At 48.3% G+C, this 20587-nt stretch carries 13 protein-coding genes; 8 read left to right on the top strand and 5 right to left on the bottom strand.

The features are described from left to right. Nucleotides 1–81 precede the first annotated feature (81 nt). The gene (gene dprA, locus ICL07_RS10150) at nucleotides 82–1182 is read left to right on the top strand and encodes a DNA-processing protein DprA (protein ID WP_188087791.1); all 1101 of its coding nucleotides are present in this window, start codon (nucleotides 82–84) and stop codon (nucleotides 1180–1182) included. Between the two features lie 132 nt (nucleotides 1183–1314). Then, a complete protein-coding gene (guaB, locus tag ICL07_RS10155) occupies nucleotides 1315–2787 on the top strand; it encodes an IMP dehydrogenase (RefSeq protein WP_188087792.1) in 1473 nt (490 codons plus the stop codon). Between the two features lie 72 nt (nucleotides 2788–2859). Here the strand turns inward: guaB and ICL07_RS10160 are convergent, their stop codons facing one another. Together ICL07_RS10160 and ICL07_RS10165 are read right to left on the bottom strand one after the other, a co-directional pair. After that, a complete protein-coding gene (locus ICL07_RS10160) occupies nucleotides 2860–4260 on the bottom strand; it encodes a SusD/RagB family nutrient-binding outer membrane lipoprotein (RefSeq protein ID WP_188087793.1) in 1401 nt (466 codons plus the stop codon). 23 nt (nucleotides 4261–4283) lie between these two features. Further along, on the bottom strand, nucleotides 4284–7337 hold the full coding sequence (locus ICL07_RS10165) for a SusC/RagA family TonB-linked outer membrane protein (protein WP_188087794.1): 3054 nt from the start codon (nucleotides 7335–7337) through the stop codon (nucleotides 4284–4286). Nucleotides 7338–8090: 753 nt separating this feature from the next. Here ICL07_RS10165 and lnt point away from each other — a divergent pair. From lnt to ICL07_RS10195, 6 genes are all read left to right on the top strand, one after another. Beyond that, nucleotides 8091–9704, top strand: coding sequence for an apolipoprotein N-acyltransferase (lnt, locus tag ICL07_RS10170; protein ID WP_188087795.1), 1614 nt, complete (start codon nucleotides 8091–8093; stop codon nucleotides 9702–9704). Then, nucleotides 9685–10476: an alpha/beta fold hydrolase gene (locus ICL07_RS10175; protein WP_188087796.1), complete on the top strand. Its 792-nt coding sequence runs from the start codon at nucleotides 9685–9687 to the stop codon at nucleotides 10474–10476. Before lnt ends, ICL07_RS10175 begins: the two co-directional genes overlap by 20 nt. A 35-nt stretch (nucleotides 10477–10511) precedes the next feature. After that, nucleotides 10512–13163, top strand: a complete 2652-nt coding sequence (locus tag ICL07_RS10180; protein ID WP_188087797.1) for a T9SS type B sorting domain-containing protein — start codon at nucleotides 10512–10514, stop codon at nucleotides 13161–13163. 152 nt (nucleotides 13164–13315) lie between these two features. Next, complete coding sequence (locus ICL07_RS10185) at nucleotides 13316–15244, top strand: T9SS type B sorting domain-containing protein (RefSeq protein WP_188087798.1); 1929 nt, start codon at nucleotides 13316–13318, stop codon at nucleotides 15242–15244. Nucleotides 15245–15344: 100 nt separating this feature from the next. Beyond that, nucleotides 15345–16100: an SDR family NAD(P)-dependent oxidoreductase gene (locus ICL07_RS10190; RefSeq protein WP_188087799.1), complete on the top strand. Its 756-nt coding sequence runs from the start codon at nucleotides 15345–15347 to the stop codon at nucleotides 16098–16100. Between the two features lie 156 nt (nucleotides 16101–16256). Further along, nucleotides 16257–16412 carry a hypothetical protein gene (locus tag ICL07_RS10195; protein WP_159455984.1) on the top strand — a complete coding sequence of 52 codons (156 nt, stop codon included), beginning with the start codon at nucleotides 16257–16259 and terminating at the stop codon, nucleotides 16410–16412. Nucleotides 16413–16493: 81 nt separating this feature from the next. On the opposite strand, the gene ICL07_RS10200 is transcribed toward ICL07_RS10195, so the two are convergent. The 3 genes from ICL07_RS10200 to ICL07_RS10210 form a co-directional block, all read right to left on the bottom strand. After that, a complete protein-coding gene (locus ICL07_RS10200; protein WP_188087800.1) occupies nucleotides 16494–17702 on the bottom strand; it encodes a sialidase family protein in 1209 nt (402 codons plus the stop codon). Nucleotides 17703–17712: 10 nt separating this feature from the next. Beyond that, complete coding sequence (locus tag ICL07_RS10205; protein ID WP_188087801.1) at nucleotides 17713–19998, bottom strand: TonB-dependent receptor; 2286 nt, start codon at nucleotides 19996–19998, stop codon at nucleotides 17713–17715. A gap of 152 nt (nucleotides 19999–20150) precedes the next feature. Further along, complete coding sequence (locus ICL07_RS10210; protein WP_188087802.1) at nucleotides 20151–20519, bottom strand: hypothetical protein; 369 nt, start codon at nucleotides 20517–20519, stop codon at nucleotides 20151–20153. Between the last annotated feature and the right edge of the window lie 68 nt (nucleotides 20520–20587).

A 20587-nucleotide genomic window follows, 5' to 3' on the forward strand; every position in this document is an offset into this window, starting at 1 on the left:
CTGTTGTTGGCTGCAAAAATAATCGGTTCTGTCAACATACGTGCTGCCCGGAAAATCGTAATTTCAGTGAAATTGTTTGTTATGTCCCAGGAGTTGCTATACCAGATAGCCTTAACACGTATTCCCCTTATTGGCGATGTGATTATCCGGAAGTTGCTGGACACCTTTGGTACGGCCAGCGCTATTTTCAGGGCACGACAGCGTGAGCTGGAAAACATTGAAACGGTGGGTAGTGTAAGAGCCAATGCTATCCGGCGTTTCCGCGATTTTGCGCAGGCGGAAAAAGAGATATCGTTTATAGAGAAGTATCACATCAGGCCATTGTTTTGTACAGATACCGATTATCCGCAGCGGCTGCATCATTGTTACGACGGTCCGTCTTTATTATATTATAAAGGCAGCGCTTCCCTGAATGCCGCGCGGATGGTGAGTATAGTCGGTACGCGGCGGCCCTCGGCCTATGGGCGGCGTATGTGCCGGCAGCTCACCAGGGAGCTGGCAGCTGCGCAGGTAACGGTGGTGAGCGGCCTGGCCTATGGTATCGATATACTGGCGCATGAAACAGCTTTGGAGGCAGGAACACCAACTATTGGCGTGCTTGCGCATGGGCTGGACCGTATCTACCCGGCAGCGCATAAAACCACGGCAGTAGCGATGATGGCCCAGGGCGGGCTGTTGACCGACTTTATGAGCGGGCATTTACCGGACCGGCAGAACTTCCCTAAGCGCAACCGTATCGTGGCTGGTATTTGTGATGCGACCGTTGTCATAGAAAGCGGGATACAGGGCGGTTCCCTTATTACCGCTGACCTGGCTGGTGGCTATAACCGCGATGTGTTCTGTATTCCGGGGCGGGCAGATGATCCGCAGGCAGCAGGTTGTAATCATCTTATAAAAAACAATAAAGCGATGCTGATTAGCGGAGCAGCAGACATCATACAGATGATGGGTTGGGAAACGCAAGCCAAACCGGCTGTTATCCAGCAGGAATTGTTTTTACAATTATCAGACAATGAACAGAAACTGATGCCTTTGTTCCGTGAAAAGTCGCCACGGCACCTCGAAGAGTTGTATCTGTTGACCGGACTTACCGGTAGCCAGGTAGCGGAGGCGGTGTTTAACCTGGAGATGCGTAGTGTGCTCAAAAGCTTACCAGGACAGCGTTACGAGCTGATAAGATAAACAGGTGATGCGTGTTAATAACGTAATATTAACAGACAATCGGGGTATGGCAGGTGGCGAATATTTTATTTATTGGCAAAATAGAGCTACATTTGCGTGCAATTATTTTTATAACTGATTAATAATTGCATCATGCCTGCGGGAAAATCTAAACCCAAATTTGTAGCTGACGGCCTTACCTTTGACGACGTGCTCCTCGTGCCGGCCTACAGTGAAGTACTGCCTAAAGAAGTAAATCTCTCCACGCAACTCACCAAGAACTTACGCCTGAACATACCGATGGTATCAGCGGCGATGGATACTGTGACAGAAGCCAACCTGGCTATCGCGCTGGCGAGAGAGGGGGGTATAGGTATTCTCCACAAAAACATGAGCATCGAAAGACAAGCCGAGATGGTGAGAAGAGTGAAGCGTAGCGAAAGTGGTCTGATTATGGACCCCGTTACCCTGAAAGCTGATGCCACCATCGGCCAGGCGCTGAAGCTCATGAAAGAAAACGGCATTGGTGGTATTCCCATTATCGATGACAACAACAAGCTGGTAGGTATTCTCACGAACAGGGACCTGCGTTTTGAGAAAAACAAAAAACGCCTCGTTTCTGAAGTAATGACCAGCGAGAAACTCATCACTGCACCGGAAGGTACCGACCTGAAAAAGGCAGAAAAGATCCTTCAGCAATATAAAATTGAAAAGCTGCCGGTTGTTAATAAACAAGGTAAACTGGTAGGGTTGATCACTTATCGTGACATCCTGCAGTTGACCAGCTATCCCAACGCTGTAAAAGATGAATTCGGCCGTTTGCTGGTAGGTGCTGCACTGGGTATTACCCCTGATGTACTGGACCGCGCACAAGCCCTCATCAATGTAGGGGTGGATGTAGTTTGTCTGGATAGCTCCCACGGTCACTCCATAGCGGTGATCAACACACTCAAAAAATTAAAGAAAGCATTTCCCAAACTGCAGGTGATTGCCGGTAACGTAGCTACCGCAGAAGGTGCGCTGGCACTGGCACAAGCAGGAGCTGACGCCGTAAAGGTAGGTGTAGGCCCCGGTTCCATCTGTACTACCCGTATCGTAACCGGCGCTGGTTTCCCGCAGCTGTCCGCTGTTCTGGAGGCTGCTGAAGCATTGAAGAAACTGGGTATCCCGGTAATTGCCGATGGCGGTATCCGTTATACCGGCGATATGGTAAAAGCCATCGCCGCCGGCGCTTCCTGTATCATGGCTGGTTCTATCTTTGCCGGTGTGGAAGAAAGCCCCGGAGAAACGATCATCTACGAAGGCCGTAAATTCAAATCCTACCGTGGTATGGGCTCTATCGAGGCCATGCAGGAAGGCAGCAAGGACCGTTACTTCCAGGAAGACGACGATATCAAAAAACTGGTTCCGGAAGGCATCGTAGGCCGCGTACCTTACAAAGGTTACCTGTCTGAGGTGATTCAACAGTTCGTTGGTGGTTTACGCGCCGGTATGGGCCTCACTGGTTCCAAAGACGTGAAAGCCCTGCAAGGTGCGCAGTTTGTGAAAATCACTGCTGCTACTGTAAAGGAAAACCACCCGCATGATGTGGTAATCACTAAGGAAGCACCGAACTATAGCCGATAATTCAATAACACATTTCATAAAAAAAGACCGAAGCAATGCTTCGGTCTTTTCGTTTATACGATAACGTTATTATCATTTTGTATCCCACCAAACGCGATCGGCTGTAGTAGCACTTTGCTCTGGTTGCGGATTGGCCAGCAGTTCATTGGAAGGATAAGGCCATCTTCTCGGGAAGCCGGTTCCAAACATATTCTGCGGCAGCTGTAATACCGGGAACCCGGTACGTCTCCAGTCGTTATAGGTTTCGATAGACAGGAAACCAGCCACATATTTTTCGTAGATGATCTGCTGCAGCGCATTGGTAGCAGTGAGTGCAGGGCGGCTGTTGATGTAGGCCTGTGCATCTGCCGCAGCTACTTTCAGCATGTCCATATGAGCCTTGATAGCAGCCTGGTAGATAGGTTGCGCTGCAGCTGCACCAGATTTATAGAAAGTAGCCTCTGCTTTGATAGATAATGCTTCTGAATAGGTAGCCAGGTACAAAGAAGCGTTATCAGCCGCATAGAAGCTGTCAACTTTTGACAGTGCATCCGGATCGGGAACAGGTGTAGCGCCCGGTACGCGGCCGGTGTAACCACCATCCACATCTTTGGTAGCAATAATCGGCAAACGGGGATCATTGTTACCCTGCAGGAAGTCGATGAATGTTTTATTCATCACCACTCCACCGGCGCCTGGTTCTGTATTTTTAAACCAGGGGCTTTCTTTTTTTGCACCGCCGGCATAGGCTACCAGCGCATTGTCGCTGTTATCTCCGAAAGCATTCGCCAATGCAGCCAATGCCAGGTCTGCCTGGGCAGCGGCCGTATGACCCGGTGCTTTGGTCAAACGCAGATAAAAACGGGCTTTCAGCATATAAGCGAACTTTTTCCATTTGCTCATATCCCCCTGAAAGATCAAATCGTCTGTACCAGGTGCAATCGCGCTTTTGGGCTGGCTGGCGAAATAAATGGCACTATCCAGTGTAGTCTGTAATGATGCATAGATGGATTCCTGGCTATCGTATTTGGGGCGGATGATTTCCGGCAACTTCATAGCATCAGTATTCGGTACACTACCCCATAAATCGGTTGCTATTGCCAGGTTAAACGCATACAGCGTTTTACCAATGGCCATATATTCGTTATGTCCCGCTGCCCTGGCCTTGTTCATCATCAACCGCAGGTTATTAAGAATGTTCGGATAAATGAAAAAGGTCCAGGTATTATCCACATCCACCGGGAAAATTTTGAAAGTTTCCTGACCAGGGGATGGCTGATTTTGCGACAACTGTTGCATCCAATAGGCGGCGTTGGTACCATTGAAACCTCCCACTACCTGTGTGGAAACAGTGATTTCCACCGGTGGCAGGATCAATTTTTCTCCCACATCCATGGGACTATTAGGATTATCATTGACATCCAGGAATTTTTTACACCCGCTACCCAACAGCACGGCACCTAAAAATACGGTGGCTATATATAGTCTTTTCATGATTGTTGTTGCTTTTAATACTACTAAAAGGTTGCTTTTAAACCGATGATGATAGTGTGGTTGGAAGGCGCCATGAAGTTGGCAAATCCCTGACCGTTACCGCTACCATTCAGGCTTACTTCCGGATCTGATCCGGTATAGTTCTTATGCAGGATAAAGTTGGTACCTGTTACGTTTAAGGCGAGTGACTTAAAGGCTGTTCCTTTCAGGAAAGCGCCGAAATTGTAGCTCAGTGATACCTGTCTCAATTTCAGGAAAGAACCATCTTCGATAGAGCTTTCATCCACAGAGGAATAGAGATTGGTATAGTAGCTTTGATCGAGCGGTACCGCCGTTGTATTTGGCTTTTTGGAGCTTTCTATGATGCCTGGGAAAACATAGGAAGTACCACGGTTTTCAGTAACCTTAGGTGTACCATAGAACAACAGGTAGTGGTTGTCCAGGTTGAGGATATCGCCACCATGTTTATGATCTAACACAAAAGAGAAAGTAAGCGCTTTCCAGGTGAAAGTACTGGTAATACCACCCAGCCATTTTGGTGTGACATAGCCGATAGGTGCGGTTCCGTCTGCTATTTGCGGATAACCGTCATCGTCGAGCAACAATTGGTTAGCATCATTACGTTTGAAGTGGGAACCCATGATCACACCATAAGCCTGATCTGCGAAGGCATAGATACCAGGCGTGGTGAAACCGGCCAGAAATATACTGTTGAGACCTGGCGCCAGTCTGGTAACCTTATTATCAATTTTGGTGAAGTTAACACCGATATCCCAGTTGAAATTTTTGGATTTGATAGGTGTCACATTCAATACTACTTCCACACCTTTGTTACGCATATCACCCGCATTGATACTCATTGCCGGGTAGCCGGTGGCGCCTGAAATAGGCGTGGAGGTTGTCAGCAGGTCGGTACTTTTCCTGTCGAAATAGCTCACATCCAATCCTGCCCTATTCTGGAAAAATTTAGTTTCCAATCCCACCTCAAACTCCTTCACACTTTCATTTCTAAGCGGGTTGGCGTAAGTAGTAGATTGCAGAAAGCCATTCTGGCCATTGTAGGGGAAAGTAATATTTCCGACAGTGGCTTTTTCATATGGCGTAGTTAACATATACGGACCTACGTTGTCGTTACCCACCGCAGAGTAGGACACTCTCACTTTACCAAAGTTCATGATTTTGCTGTTAGACATACCCAGCGCCTCTGTAAAGACAAAACCACCACTTACAGAGCCATAAGGATAAAACTGTTTGTCTTTAGACAATACGGAGCTGCCATCATAACGGCCAGTCACCGCCAATGTCAGCATTTTCCGCCATTCAACGTTGGCCTGTGCGTAGAAGCCTACTTTTCTGTTTCTGTATAAGTGATAGGAAGAGCTTACAGCATTGGCATTGTCAGGCGTATACAGGCCGGGAACAGAAAGGCCCACACCTTCTGTGTAGCTATTGTTGTTGTAATTGAACAGGATGTTATTACCCAGTACGATATCTGTGGTCCAGTCGTCGCCGAAGTTTTTCCTGGCTTGCACAATCAGGTCATGGTTGAACTGCTGGTATTGAATATCGCGTTTGTACATTCTTCCGTCAGGAGATGCAGAACCGATAATGCCCATATTCTCGTGATAGTCGGTATTGTTAACATACATATCTGCGCCAAATCTTTCCGTTACTGTTAACCAGGAGAGCGGAGAATAAGACAGATTGATCACAGGAATTATACGGTTGGTCCTGTCTCTCAAACCGGTGTTATCCACCAGCCAGTAAGGGTTATTACGGGCGGCGCGATATACCTGCTGTGTTCCATCTGCTTTGGTGGTTGGGAATGGGTTCCAGGAAATGGGTGCAGCGTAGATAGTCCACAACGGGCTGGCCAGGCTGTTACCTTCCAACAGACGGTGGTTATCGGAGAGAATGTAGTTGAACTGCATGGTAAGGTGCAGGTTCTTCGCCAGTTCCGTACCATATTTCGCAAACAGTGCATGCCTGGAGTAGTCGGTATTAGGCATGGTACCATTTGTTTTCAGGAAAGAGTAGGAAACCAGGTAATTGGACTTTTCGCCGAAGCCGCTTACAGACACGTTATTGTCGGTAGTATGGCCGGTGCGGAAAAAGTCTTTTACGTTATCTCTTTTAGGAACAGCCACACCATTTACTTTCAGGGTATCCATTAATGGACCCCAGGAAGTAGAGCTCAGTTTACCGGCGTTACCATCTACATATTTTCCTCCGGTACCCTGTGCATATTTGCTTTGGAAGCTGGGCAGGATGGGATTTTCGAAGGAGTAGCTGGAGCTGACGGAAACCGTAGGTTTACCAGTGGAAGCGCCCATACCATTTTTAGTGGTGATGATGATAGCACCTTTAGCCGCAGCGGAGCCATAGAGGGCGGTAGCGGCGGAGCCTTTCAGTACGTTGATACTTTCGATGATATTGGGATCGATATCGGCAGCGCGGTTGGAAGTACCACCACCACTGAGGGAGCCATCGGGGTTACCTGCTTCTCCGTTATCCATGGGGATACCGTCAATTACCACGAGCGCCTGGTTATCACCGGTGAGGGAGCTGTTACCACGGATCACGATCCTGGCAGAGCTACCGGGCATACCGCTGGAGTTGGTGATTTGTACGCCTGCTACTTTACCGGATAAAGCATTGACCAGGTTGTTTTGTTTGGCTTCCACGATAGAAGCGCCTTTTACTTCCTGGGTAGCGTAGGTAAGGGTGCGTTTGTCGCGTTTGATACCCAGCGCCGTTACCACCAGTTCATTGAGTGACTGGTTGCTGTTTTTCAGCGCTACGGTGAGCGCGTTGCTGCTGGCGTCTGTTACCACCGTTTGGTTGGCGTATCCTACAAAAGAGAATACGAGGGAAGCGCCTGTGGGTGCTTCGATTTTAAAGTTCCCGTCGGGTCCGGTGATGGTACCTTTAGTAGTACCTTTGATAACGATGTTTACTCCAGGCAAGGGAGAACCGTCTTTAGCGTCGGTTACTCTACCGGTAATGGTCCGTGTTTGAGCGTATGCCTGCAGCATACAAATGGTCACGAACAACCAAAGGAATAATCCTTTCTTCATGAGCAATTTAGATTTTGTAGATGATACCTGTTGACAATGGCATAGCCATCTCTTAATTCGTATAGCCGTTTTGGTTATACCAACTAAAAGGTTTTAGTAGACAATAAAATTCTGTTCCGGGATATAGTGCCAGTTTTGGTGTGACAGTAATAATCCGGGATAATGTGACTGGTTAAGCGTTTAGCTTAGATGTTCAGATAATTTGGTCGCTGTTTTAGATTTAGATGATGTTTTTTAGAATTTAGATGATGCAAAAACCTTTTAAGCATAGCATGCCCATACCCATCCGGGAGGACTGGTGGCAACGCAGTTGCTTCACGAGTAAAGTAATTAAGCTGACCGGATAAAATCAGACGACCGGTCTGCGTCTTTTTGTGACAAATTGTAACAAGTGCTTCTTCTTCGGTTGATCAGCCGCGTCGTGCAGCTAAAACTTTTCATCGTTCCTCTCTATGGCTCTTCAGTTGACTTTTTATAGCGCGATCCGGGTATCTCCCAACTTTCCGGTAGATTTCCCTCTATGTATCCTGGTATTGAATGATCTAAATTATGAAAAAATTGTTAAAATTTTCTAGTGCGAACATATATGATTTTTCATAATTCATATCATAAGCTTATCAAGAACTTTTGGACAGATTTATCTTGTAGCTATAATAAATGTCCGTTTTAAAATTGGATTAAATCATTAAAATCTACTTAAAATAGCGTGGCCACATTGCTTATCTTCGCCCCTGTTTTGATTTATATCCGATCATGAAATTATCCGCTTTCCTCTGCAGCATATTCAGCGGCCTGTTACTATGGCTGGCCTGGCCTACGATGCCCTTTACCCCGCTGGTTTTCATCGGTCTTACGCCGCTGTTATATCTCACTGAAAAAATACAACACAGGGGAAAATATTTCGGATGGATATTTTTCTCTTTCCTGGTATGGAATGTAGGCAGTACCTGGTGGGTAGGTAACACCACCGTACCGGCGAGCGGCGTATTCGCCAACAGCTTTAATGCCCTGCTGATGAGCATTCCCTGGCTGGCTTATAAAAACACCCGCCGCCGGCTACCTGAAACCATGTCCTATTTTGCCCTCATCGTATATTGGTTAACGTTTGAACTGATCCATCAGACCTGGGAGCTCAGCTGGCCCTGGCTGGTACTGGGCAATGCTTTTGCCATGCGGCCCGGATGGATACAATGGTACCAGTTCACCGGCGCCAGCGGCGGTACGCTCTGGGTACTGCTGGCCAATATCACCATCTACCAGGTATGGAAACGGTCACGGATACACGACTTCACCTGGGCGCAATTATTCCGCTCCGAAATATGGAAACCCGCGGCAGTCATTCTTTTACCACTGCTATGCTCGGTTTTTCTTCGCCCAACACCGGATGATCCTGCACGGAAAATCGGCGTGGTAGTCGTACAACCGAACATCGACCCTTACGATGAGAAATTCACGCCCAGCTCTACGATGCAACAAATAGAGAAATTTATCCGTCTCTCCGAATCACAGGCCGACAGCAATACCCGTTACATCGTATGGCCTGAAACCGCCCTGTTTCCCAACGGGGCCTGGGAACACCAGCTTAATTATCAACCGGAGGTGCAAGCTATCCGGCGTATGCTGCAGCGTTTCCCCAAAGCCAGAGTAGTTACCGGCGCCGTTACCATGAAACAATACGGCAGCACCGGTGAGATACCCGCCAGTGCACGCCGGATGGAAGATGGCACCAGTTGGGAACCGTTTAACAGCGCCCTGCAGATCGACACCTCCCAAAACATTCAGGTGTATCATAAATATGAACTGGTACCCGGTGTAGAACTCACTCCCTATGTGCGGTACCTCGCCTTCATGCAAACGCTGGCGCTCGACTTCGGCGGCATTACCGGTAGCTATGGCCGTACCCCCGGGGTAACTTTACTCACCAATCCGGCAGACAGTGTCAATATATTTCCTACTATCTGTTACGAATCCGTTTTCAGTGACTATGTGGCCGACGGCGTGAATCAGGGAGCCAGTCTCCTGATGGTGATCACCAACGACGGCTGGTGGGGCCATACAGACGGGCATCGCCAACACCTGCAATATGCCCGCATCCGCGCCATAGAAACCCGGAAATGGGTAGTCAGAAGTGCCAACACCGGTATTTCCGCTGTGATAGACCCGGCAGGCAACCTGGACCAACCCCAACCCTACTGGCAGGAAGCGGCCTTTAAAGCGACTGTAACATCCAGACCGGAACAGACGTTTTATGTCAGAAATGGTGATCTTCTGTCCAAAGGAGCGGTAATATTTTGTATCTTGTTACTGGTACATGCTTTTATTTCACGATTCATTCCCGGCTTAAGACATGCGGAAAACAATTCATAACGGAACCAGGCAATATGACGATCAGGGTACAGGTCCGGTAGTGGTACTTATCCACGGGTTTGCCGAAAATGCCGCTATATGGGAAATACAACAGGCATACCTGAAAAGTAATTTCCGCATTATTACACCTGATCTGCCGGGAGCAGCCAACGTACCATTAACATTGCCATTGACCATTGAGTCCATGGCCGATTACGTATATACGATCCTGTTAGCCGAAAATATAGATAAAGCCACCGTCGTCGGTCACTCCATGGGCGGCTATGTTGCCCTCGCCCTGGCAGATAAACATCCGCAGCTGGTACAGGGACTGGGACTGTTCCATTCCACTGCCACTGCCGATACAGCAGAAAAAAAAGAAGCACGCCGGAAATCGATCCGGCTCATGGAACAATACGGTGCTGAAACATTCGCCCGGCAAACACTGCCCAATATGTTCAGCCCCGCTTTTAAAACCGCACAGCCCGACCGGGTAGAGGCCTACGTGCAAATGGGGATGCAGTGCCCGGAAACAGCAATGGTAGCCTATTATGAGGCCATGATGGAAAGACCGGACCGCACCAGTGTGTTAAAAAACGTAACAATTCCCGTGCTGTTCATCATCGGAAAAGATGATGCAGCAGTACCGACAGACATCATATTGCCGCAAATAACCTTACCGCGCCTTAGCAGCATTCATATTTTTGATGAAGTAGGACATATGGGCATGTGGGAAATATATGAAGCCGCGAATGTGATCTTACGGCAGTTTGTGGAGTTCTGTCAGCATTGACATTACTTTTTCACCACAACCAAAATCACCCTGTTTTGAAGAAAATTATATTTCTCCTGATAGGTTTTATATATGTGTTCCCTGCATATGCCAGTCATATTATCGGCGGGCAGGTTTTCTATAAGCAGATAGGTCCGCCGGGGCCTATAAATACCTACGAGGTAACGCTGAAACTTTACCGCATCTGCGGCAGCGGCGAAAGAATAGCGGAAATGCCTAAAACCATCTACCTCGCTTCTTTTGATAAAAATGGCAACCGGTATGTGGACCAGTACAGAATTGACCGCACGGCCTTTGAAACAAAGTCAGCCACCCAAATAGATCCCTGCATTGTCAACCCGCCCCAGATTTGTTTTCAGGTAGGTACGTTTACCACCACCATCTCACTGCCCAGTAATACCGACGGCTATGTTATCGCATTTCAAAGCTGTTGCCGCGATCCTTTTATGATGAACATACTGGCCGAACGTATTCCCAACAGCACCGACCGCGGTACCGGCGCCACCTACTTCGCAGAAATTCCCGGTACCAAAAGTGGTGCTGCAGATGCAGCCGGTTATGTAAAAAATTCCAGCCCTGCCTTTAATAAAGAAGAAGCTATCCTGGTATGTGCAGATAAAAAGTTCACCTACGATTTCTCCGCCTCCGATGCCGATGGCGATCAATTGAGTTATCAATTCTGTGATGCATATACCGGTGGTGATCTTACCCCACAAGACGGAGTCCCCCCTGCGGCGAAAAATCCGCCTTACCAGTTTGTACAATACGTTGCGCCCTTCACGGGACAGTCTCCATTGGGACCTAAAGTAACCATCGATCCTACAACAGGCATTATTTCCGGTACCGCTCCCGCTGCCGGTAAATACGTGGTAACCGTCTGTGTTAATGAATACCGTAATGGTAAATTGATCGGGACCTTGCGTAAAGATTTTCATATTACCGTTACCACCTGCGTGAAACAAGTGACCGCTGCCATGCCGGATAAATATGCCGATTGCAGCAGTCTCACTATTACTTTCCTCAATAACAGTTCCCTCGGTAAACCGTACACCTGGGACTTTGGCGATGGAACACCGCCGTTCACCACCACTTCTCCCGATCCGCTCCCTCATACCTACGCTACAGAAGGTACCTACCGTGTAAAACTATATGTGGATAAAAACAGTAACTGTGGCGATAGTGCGTTCGCTACCGTATACGCCTATCCGAAATTCGATCCCGATTTCAGTGTAACCGGGCTGTGCACAGAAAAACCTTCGCTGTTCAAACCCGACCTGACACGTATTGATCGTGGATCGGCCGCCTACTTCAAATGGGATTTTGGTACCGGTGTCGCCAATGATACCACCAATACACCTGTTCCGCAGTTTCAATACAAACAACCAGGTACTTATAATGTGCAAATGTTTGTACGCTCTACCGTAGGTTGCGAAAAAACAATCGCCCATCCGCTGACGGTATATGACCGGCCACCCTTCAGCGCAACGGCAGATACGCTGCTGTGTTTCCGCGATAGCCTTCATATGTGGGCTGTCAGCAACTTGCCGGGGACTTATCAATGGACGCCGGATAATTTTAAAATACTGAACCCTAATACGCCTGATCCAATTGTATTTCCACCAATGGATACCGCTTATACTGTCAGGTTTACTGACCAACAGGGATGCACCAACGACAAAACCATCAAGGTAGATGTACGCGACAGCCTGATGATCCGGGCGATGCCCGACAGCACCGTTTGTACCGGCGATGAAATTCATCTCACGATACAATCAGACGGCGGCAGCGCCTATGCTTATCAATGGACCCAACTAGGTAACAACCAGGTGGTCAGTACGCAGATCGATGCGCTTGTTACCCCTGCGCCACCCCGGCAGTCATACGAAATACTGGCCTCCCTGGGCAAATGTCATACAGCCGATACCGTTAGTCTGAAAGTAGTAGACCCTCCCAAAGCTACAGCAGCGCCGGATACCACGATCTGTTATGGCACTCCTGTATTGCTGCGGGCCGGCGGCGGTGCCTACTACCGGTGGTCGCCGGCTTATTATGTCAAAGATCCCCTGAATGCCATTACTTTCGCCAATCCGGCAGACACCACCTTGTTTACAGTCACGGTGACGGATACACTGGGATGCCCTAAAAAAGTGACCGCCACCGCACTGGTAAAAGTAGTGCCGCCCGTACACGCCTTTGCCGGCAACGATACCATCGTAATGCTCAACCAGCCCTTCCAGCTACAGGCAACAGGCGGCATACGTTATACCTGGACACCCACTACCGGTCTCAATAATCCCAATATCGCCAATCCAATAACCTTTATTAATCGGGATATGACCTATACCGTTACCGCCTATACGCAGGAAGGCTGCACCGGCACAGACGACATCTTCGTTCGTTTCATTGCAGGCCCTGAAATCTATATCCCTAACGCATTTTCACCGAATGGCGATGGTTTGAATGATGTTTTCCGTCCGATACCTGTAGGTATGGTGAAGATGGATTTTTTCCGGGTATTTGACCGATGGGGAAAACTGATGTATAACAACACCGCCTATATGAAAGGATGGGATGGTACCGTTAATGGTCAAAAAGCGCCCGTAGGCACTTATGTATGGGTAGTACAGGGCCGGGATATCAATGATAAAACGGTGCTGCGAAAAGGAACGGTCACACTCATCAGGTAAAACAACTGACCGATAACTCATTAGGTATACCGATATTTAATTGCATATAACCAGTTCAACTCAAATCCACTGTAGTACAGGGAAATAATACCCAACCAGATTGAACCGGGTCTGCTATTTTTTTGTTAAATTCAGATAGCAGTACCCCAATCATGAAGATCATCCTTTTGCTGGTCCTCGGTTGCTGTTTGTTTAACCTCCATGCAGCCGGTTACCATATTATTGGTGGCGAAATTTATTACAAGACAATAGGCATGAGTGGAGATAATTTACGCTACCGTTATCTCATCACCCTTAAACTATACCGCGACGCAGATTTTACCTGCGGCGACCGGCAAGGTTGTATTGACCGGTTTGAAAATCCGGTCATTGCGACGGTTTATACTGCTTCCGGCACCCGTATAATACCGACCGTATACCTTTACATCAGCCAGGTAGTTCCCCTGATAGATACCCTGAAAAATCCCTGTCTTGCGCCACAAGCCCAACACCTGGAAGTAGCCTTTTATACCGCCACCATAGAACTGGAACCCATCACCGGCGGTTATTACGTGACTTCCCAGCGTTGTTGCCGCGGAGAAAAACTGGCGAATATTTATGATTCGGAACACGAAGGCTCTACCTACTACACTGTTATTCCCGGTAAAGAGTCGAGGCCCGATAACAACAGCGCTTACTTCAACAAAGACTCCGCCATTGTGATTTGTAATAAAATGCCTTTTAAAGTTAATTACGCCGCTTTTGATGAAGATGGCGACAGCCTCGCCTATCATCTGTGCAGCGCGCTGACAGACGGCACCATCAACAACGAAACCAACTCCTCTACGCCGCCTCCCTATAATACTACGGTACGGTATATACCGCCTTATTCGGGCGTTAATCCCATGGGCGGCAATCCTGCTATTTCCATCGATAGTAAAGGTATGATCACCTGCACGCCTGACAGAGCCGGCAAGTACGTAGTAACCGTATGTGTGGACGAATACGACCGGGTCACCAAAAGACTGCTGGGTACCCATAGTAAAGATATCCTCCTCACCGTATTTGACTGTACTACGAAGATAACTGCCGGCTTTCCCTCCGTACTCAATAACTGCTCCGAAGCGCCGGAGCTACAGGTAGCATTCCCCAATTACAGCGTAGCAGGCTATACCGCTACCTACTACTGGACTTTCGGTGATGGCACCGATACGCTCACCAGTGACAAAACAATTTTTTTCCACCAGTACCCCGATACCGGCGTATACAAAGTAAAACTGGTGGTAAATCCAAAGCTTGCCTGCAGAGACAGCATTACCGGCCAGGTACGCAACTATCCGGGGCTAAGGGCGGGCTTCACTACCAGCGGTGTATGTAAGGGCGAACCGATATTTTTCAACGATACCTCCTCTTACCTTTACGGTAACATTACCGGCCGTACCTGGGATTTCGACCTGGCTGACAGTATAGTAATGATGGGCAATACCCGCAGCATAGAGCGACGCTTTAATAAAGGGAACGTCTATACGATTTCCATGACATTGCATACCGACAAACAATGTGAAAAAACCGTCACCCAAAACATACGCATATACGAAGTAAATCCCTTCGCCGGTAATGATACCATCCTGGCGAAAGGGCAAACGATGGTGATGCAGGGCAGTGGCGGAGATATCTACTCCTGGCAGCCTTCCGACGGACTAAGCGATCCTACCATCGCGCGGCCGGTACTGAATTACAATAAAGATATCACGTATATACTGCGGGTGTCCGACCAGCAAGGCTGTACCGGTTATGATACCGTCAGCGTGAAATACTACACCGGACCGGAGATGTATATTCCCAATGCGTTTACGCCCAATGGCGATGGCGTCAACGACCGTTTCCGGTTTATTCCGGTCGGTATCGTTCAGTATAAGTTCTTCCGGATATTTAACCGCTGGGGGCAGGAAATTTATTCTTCAACTGATTTCAGAAGCGGGTGGGATGGCACTTATAAGGGCATGCCGGCGCCGGTAGACACTTACCTGTGGATATTACAGGGCACTGATTTTAATGGCCGGGAGATACTTAAAAAGGGAACTGTCACGCTCATCCGTTGACCATCGGAAAAAGTATCGTTTTTAAGCAATATCACGCTAATTTTACAGCATTGTTTCAACAGGCTTTCCGGCAAGCCAGGAAGGCCATCAATCAGTTATTATGGGAATCGTTCTTATTACAGGAGCTACCGCTGGTTTCGGCCAGGCATGCGCAGAAACATTTGCCGCAAAAGGATATGATGTGATCATTACCGGGCGACGCAAGGAAAGGCTCGACGCTTTACAAACACAATTATCACAGGAATATGGCGCCAACGTACTGGCACTGAATTTCGACGTGCGTAACGAACAAGCCGTACAAACCACCCTGAACAATATTCCGGAAGAATGGAAAGCCGTAGACATCCTGGTCAATAATGCCGGACTGGCCGCCGGGCTCAGTACCATCGATGAAGGCGATGTGGACGACTGGGACGCCATGATAGATACCAACGTAAAAGGCCTCCTGTATGTATCCCAGGTGGTGATTCCATGGATGCGCTCCCGTACCAGCGGTCATATCATTAACATCGGCTCTACCGCCGCCAAAACCGTATACGCCAAAGGCAATGTGTATTGTGCCACCAAAGCCGCTGTAGACGCTATTACCCAGGGTATGCGGATAGATCTGCTGCCGTATCGGATCAAGGTAACCGCTATCCATCCCGGTGCCGCCGAAACAGAGTTCTCCCTCGTACGTTTTAAGGGTGATGAAGACAAAGCCAAAGATGTTTACAAAGGCTTTATCCCATTGAGCGCTAAAGACGTGGCGGATGTAGTATACTACTGCACTTCCCTGCCACCGCATGTTTGCATCAACGACCTGGTGCTGACACCGCTGCAACAGGCCAATGCCTATTATATAGATAAAAATTAACACGTTTATGTGAGTACACTGTTAAGGCTGTTTTTCTATATTTGAAAAGTTTATATATTTTCTGTATTACCTATGTGCGGAAAGCTTATATATACCAATGCCATCAGACTAATCCAAAGACGATAAGACTATCCTCTTAATGAAAACCATATCCCTATGCTTACATTCTTAACTATGTACGTACTGCGCCTGTACTATCCAAGATGGAAAGAGCAGTGGCGCCTTTATTTCGGTAAGACCCGCAGAGGCACTTATGGCCGTTGGGCATCCCGCAAAGACTGGAGTGAGGGTTATAGCTGGAGCTATAGCTGAGTAAGAAATTATCAACAGGAAAGGCTGACCAAAACGGTCAGCCTTTTTCTATGCTGGTGGATGAAAAAATCTTATTTACAATCAGATAGCTACCCGTTCATATACCACTTCACCCTGACGGGTATAAGCCACCAGCAACGTTTTGCTATCCAACGCACCCGCTACCGGATAGGTAGCCTTTATACTATCGGCGGTGAGTGTGCGGCTGGTCATGGTTTGCCCTTCGGGCGATTTTACCGCTATCCCTATCCTGCTCCGGAAATCCCCCTGCCACTTCACCGGCTCGTCCCATACAATAACCACCCGGTCGCCGGGAATAGTCACTATCTGCGGATGCTTGGCCATCGGGGCTTTACTCAATGATTCCTTCTGCGTATAGGTTTTACCGTTATCTATAGAAGCGGTATAAAAAATACCCTGCCCGTTACCCATGGTAAACCAGGCGAAATGTAACCCGTAACGGTTGGCCGTCAGCGCAGGCCCTGTATGCGGACAACCATTCACCACCCAATTGTCGGCACTGATGCGCACGGGCTCACTGAAAGACTGTCCCCCATCAACAGATACCTGATGCACCATGTCCCGGATAGAATCGTTGATGATGTCCCGGTAGGCTACATGAATATCTCCATTACCCGCTACATACAAACGGGTACGGCAACACTGACAAACCGTTTGCGCTATCGGTTTGGCCGCCTGGAAACCACCCTGATCTGCTGTTACCGCCCAATACAATGTGGAGCCTTCTGCTTTGGTATCCTTGCGGTTGTCCAGCCAGATAGCGGCTGCTTGTCCTCCCGGCAACAATGCCATATCAAAATAACGCTGATCATACCCTGCTGTATCGGTTACCAGTGACTGCGGCGCACCCCAAACGCGGCCGCTGTCAACGGAGATGGCATACATCACCTTACCGGCGTATTTATTGCGCGGATCATGCTGTTCCACACCAAATAAAGCAATCACACTGCCATCCGGCCGGAACAACAATTTGGGCAGATTTTCCGCATGCGGATACACACCTTTGGTAGCGGCAATCTCCATGGGTGATGAAAACGTATGCCCGTTATCGTTAGATACCGCGTATAACATCACGCCGGTATCGGCAGTACTGTCTTTTTCCACCCAGCTGATCACTGTACGCCCTTTCGCATCTTTAGTGATATACGGACAGGAAGCATCTTTACCGCCGTGCGATAATACCACCGCTCCGGCCGGAACGTTTTCCTTAGGCCTGCATGAGACCATACCCAGTAATGTAACAACGATATATAATAAGTTCCTTTTCATACAACATGCTTTATTTCTTTCCAACAAAAGTGTAAGCCACCCCAACATTGAATGTCTGCCGCGGCCCAACACGATAGCTCTTACCATACGCAGATTTTTCTGCGGTAGCAGCATATAACTGATCTCCTATATTCATACAGTTCAACCAGCACTCAAAGCCTTTCCACTGGTACCCGGCCCTTGCGTTAAACAGCTCGTAGCCATTGTACCAGGCGGTATTGGCGGCATCCATATAATATCCGCTGATATGCTGCCATTCGCCACCAATCCGGAAACCTTTTAAACATGCCGGTTTCCAGGTGATCTCCGTGTTAGTGATCCATTTCGGCGCGCCGTTCATATCGTTGTGATCATATGTTTTTCCATTCTCCGTATAGGCGTCGAAGATATGGCTGGCATACGTGCCGCTGGTACGCAGGAAAATAGATTTCACCGGTGTATACCGCGCATTCCACTCTATGCCACGATGGGTAGTGGCGCCGGCATTCCGGTTATTATAGGAACCATCGGCATCCCGCACACTCACTATTTCGTTGGAACCTTTCATCTGATAGATACTCACATCTACATAACCTTTCTGCTGCGCGAAAGCAAACCATCCACCGGCTTCATAGTTATCATAAGTAGCAGATTTTAACACCGGTACCTTTACGCCCCTGTACAACTCGGAGATATTAGGCGGCGCAAATCCACGGCTATAGTTGGCATACAAACCACGATTGTGTTGCAGGTTGTAAGTCAGTCCCAGCTTGGGCGTGAGCGCATTAAAATTATTCCGCTCGCTGGGCGCCCCGGTGAAAGCGGACGGTGGCAGGTGGTTATCAAAATCATAATCCATCCGGTCATAACGCAGGGCTGCTACTACGCGCATGTTTTCCACGGGCGCGAAGGAGAACTGTGTATACATGGCAGTATTCAGCAGTCCTACCCGGTAACTGGTGAGTACCGAATCGGTAGCCTGGTAACCGACATAATAGCCAGCTGCATCTTTTGCGATATCGATGTAATTGGCATAATAGGTAGCGGGGCTATAATCCGCACTGACACCGGCTATCAGGGAGGCTTGTTTCCAGTTGAAATCTTTTTTATGCTGGACAATCACACCGTAGCTATAAAATGCATCGCTGTTGATTTCTCCCTTCGCTTTTAGCGTATTACGGATATCCTTTATCGCATAAAAAGGATTCTGTCCAATGGTGCTGTGCCGGAAGAAAGCCGTTATACTGGTATGATTGCTTTCATTCCAGGTGTGGTCCAGCGTGCTGCGGATACGCAACGCCTTCACTTCGCGGTAGCTGAATGTCTGAAAATTGCGGTAGTCTTTGGCGAAGAAATGGGCGCTGTCCAGCCCGCCGGTCTGATCTGTTTTATAATTGATCAGCGTAGCGGTGGTGGTCCATTTGTTGCGTTCGTTCAATTGCACATCGGTGCGGGCGGTGACAGCTAGTTTATGAAAGTTGCTGTGGTCCATATATCCGTTGCGCTGATCGGCGTAATAACCACCTACATAAAAGCCTGCTTTGCCCCTGGTATCGGACACGCTGAAATCGGTTCTTTTATAACCCCAGTTACTGGCTTCCAGCTGCACTTTGGCGGTAGGTACCAGTGTAGGCGCTGCCGTGATAAAGTTTACCGCACCTCCTACGGCTTCGCTGCCATACAGGGAAGACGCCGGGCCACGAATCACTTCAATATTACGCAGTGCCGCCATGTTGACTTCTATCAGTGCATTATGGTTAAAGTCGCCCACGGTGCGGATGGGAATACCATCTTCCAGGTACAGGAAGAGACTTTTATAACCGATGGGTTGGCGAATGGCCATCGTATGCTGTTCGTTGCCGAGGTCCACCATGTACACACCGCTGACCTTATTCAATACTTTATCAAGTGTAGTGGCTTTGGTTTCCTGCAATATTTGCGGAGAAATAGTACTGATGGCAACCGGTGCTTCGGTACGCCGTTGTTTTTCCCTGGAAGAAGAAACAATCACTTCATTCAGATTAGTAGAACTGGCTTCCAGATATATCACGGGCATTTGCGCCGCCGCTGACACCGCTATTTTCCGTGTGATGTATCCCACATAGGATATTTTCAGGGAATCATCGCCTTTGGTGCCGGATAGTGTGTATTGCCCCTGCGTATTACAGGTACAGCCTATTCCGGTAGCTATCAGGTTCACGCTAACGCCGGGCAAGGCTTCGCGGGTTCTGGCATCTGCCACGCGGCCGGTTAATTCCTGCGCATAGCTTACCCGCATCGCCAAAAAGGCGATGAGCAGTATATAAAATTGTTTCATTACGTCGTCTGTTGGATGTACACCACAACGGGCTTACATCTTGGTTTGTCAGGAAAAATAAGGATGGAGCATACCTTCGGACCGCCTCCTACAGGCATCCGTTCGTCAGGGTGGCTAACTAAAACTGGTATTTATCTCCCTAAAAAGAAAGTTTAAACGAGCGATCGCGGGGGATGGAAGATAGCGTGGGTGGGGGTTTCAAGGAAGGGCTCCGTGTAAAACACCGTATGCGCCACAGGCTCTGCAGACGGCGCTGTGAGTCGCTCTGGCAGGGCATTTACAAACATCACTTCGTAACGTTCCTTGTTACTGTTGTTGTTTTTGTCCTGCCGGGCATCCCGGTCCAGTTCCTTTTTTAAATAACATTTACCATTACAATGCATTTCGGGCTTATTACGATTCTCGCAAAGCACCTGTGCAATATAGGACTGTTGCGCCCTAAACAGCAACACAATGAGGCTTCTGCTGAAATTCTGCAGCAACAGGCCCAAAGAAATGCATATGATGAGGAAATACTTCACACTGCAAACTTATAAAAGAATTGTTAAAGCGATTATGATTTTTATCAAACCTGGTGAGCTTAGCCATG

Source organism: Chitinophaga qingshengii (assembly GCF_014529935.1).
Classification (GTDB): domain Bacteria; phylum Bacteroidota; class Bacteroidia; order Chitinophagales; family Chitinophagaceae; genus Chitinophaga; species Chitinophaga qingshengii.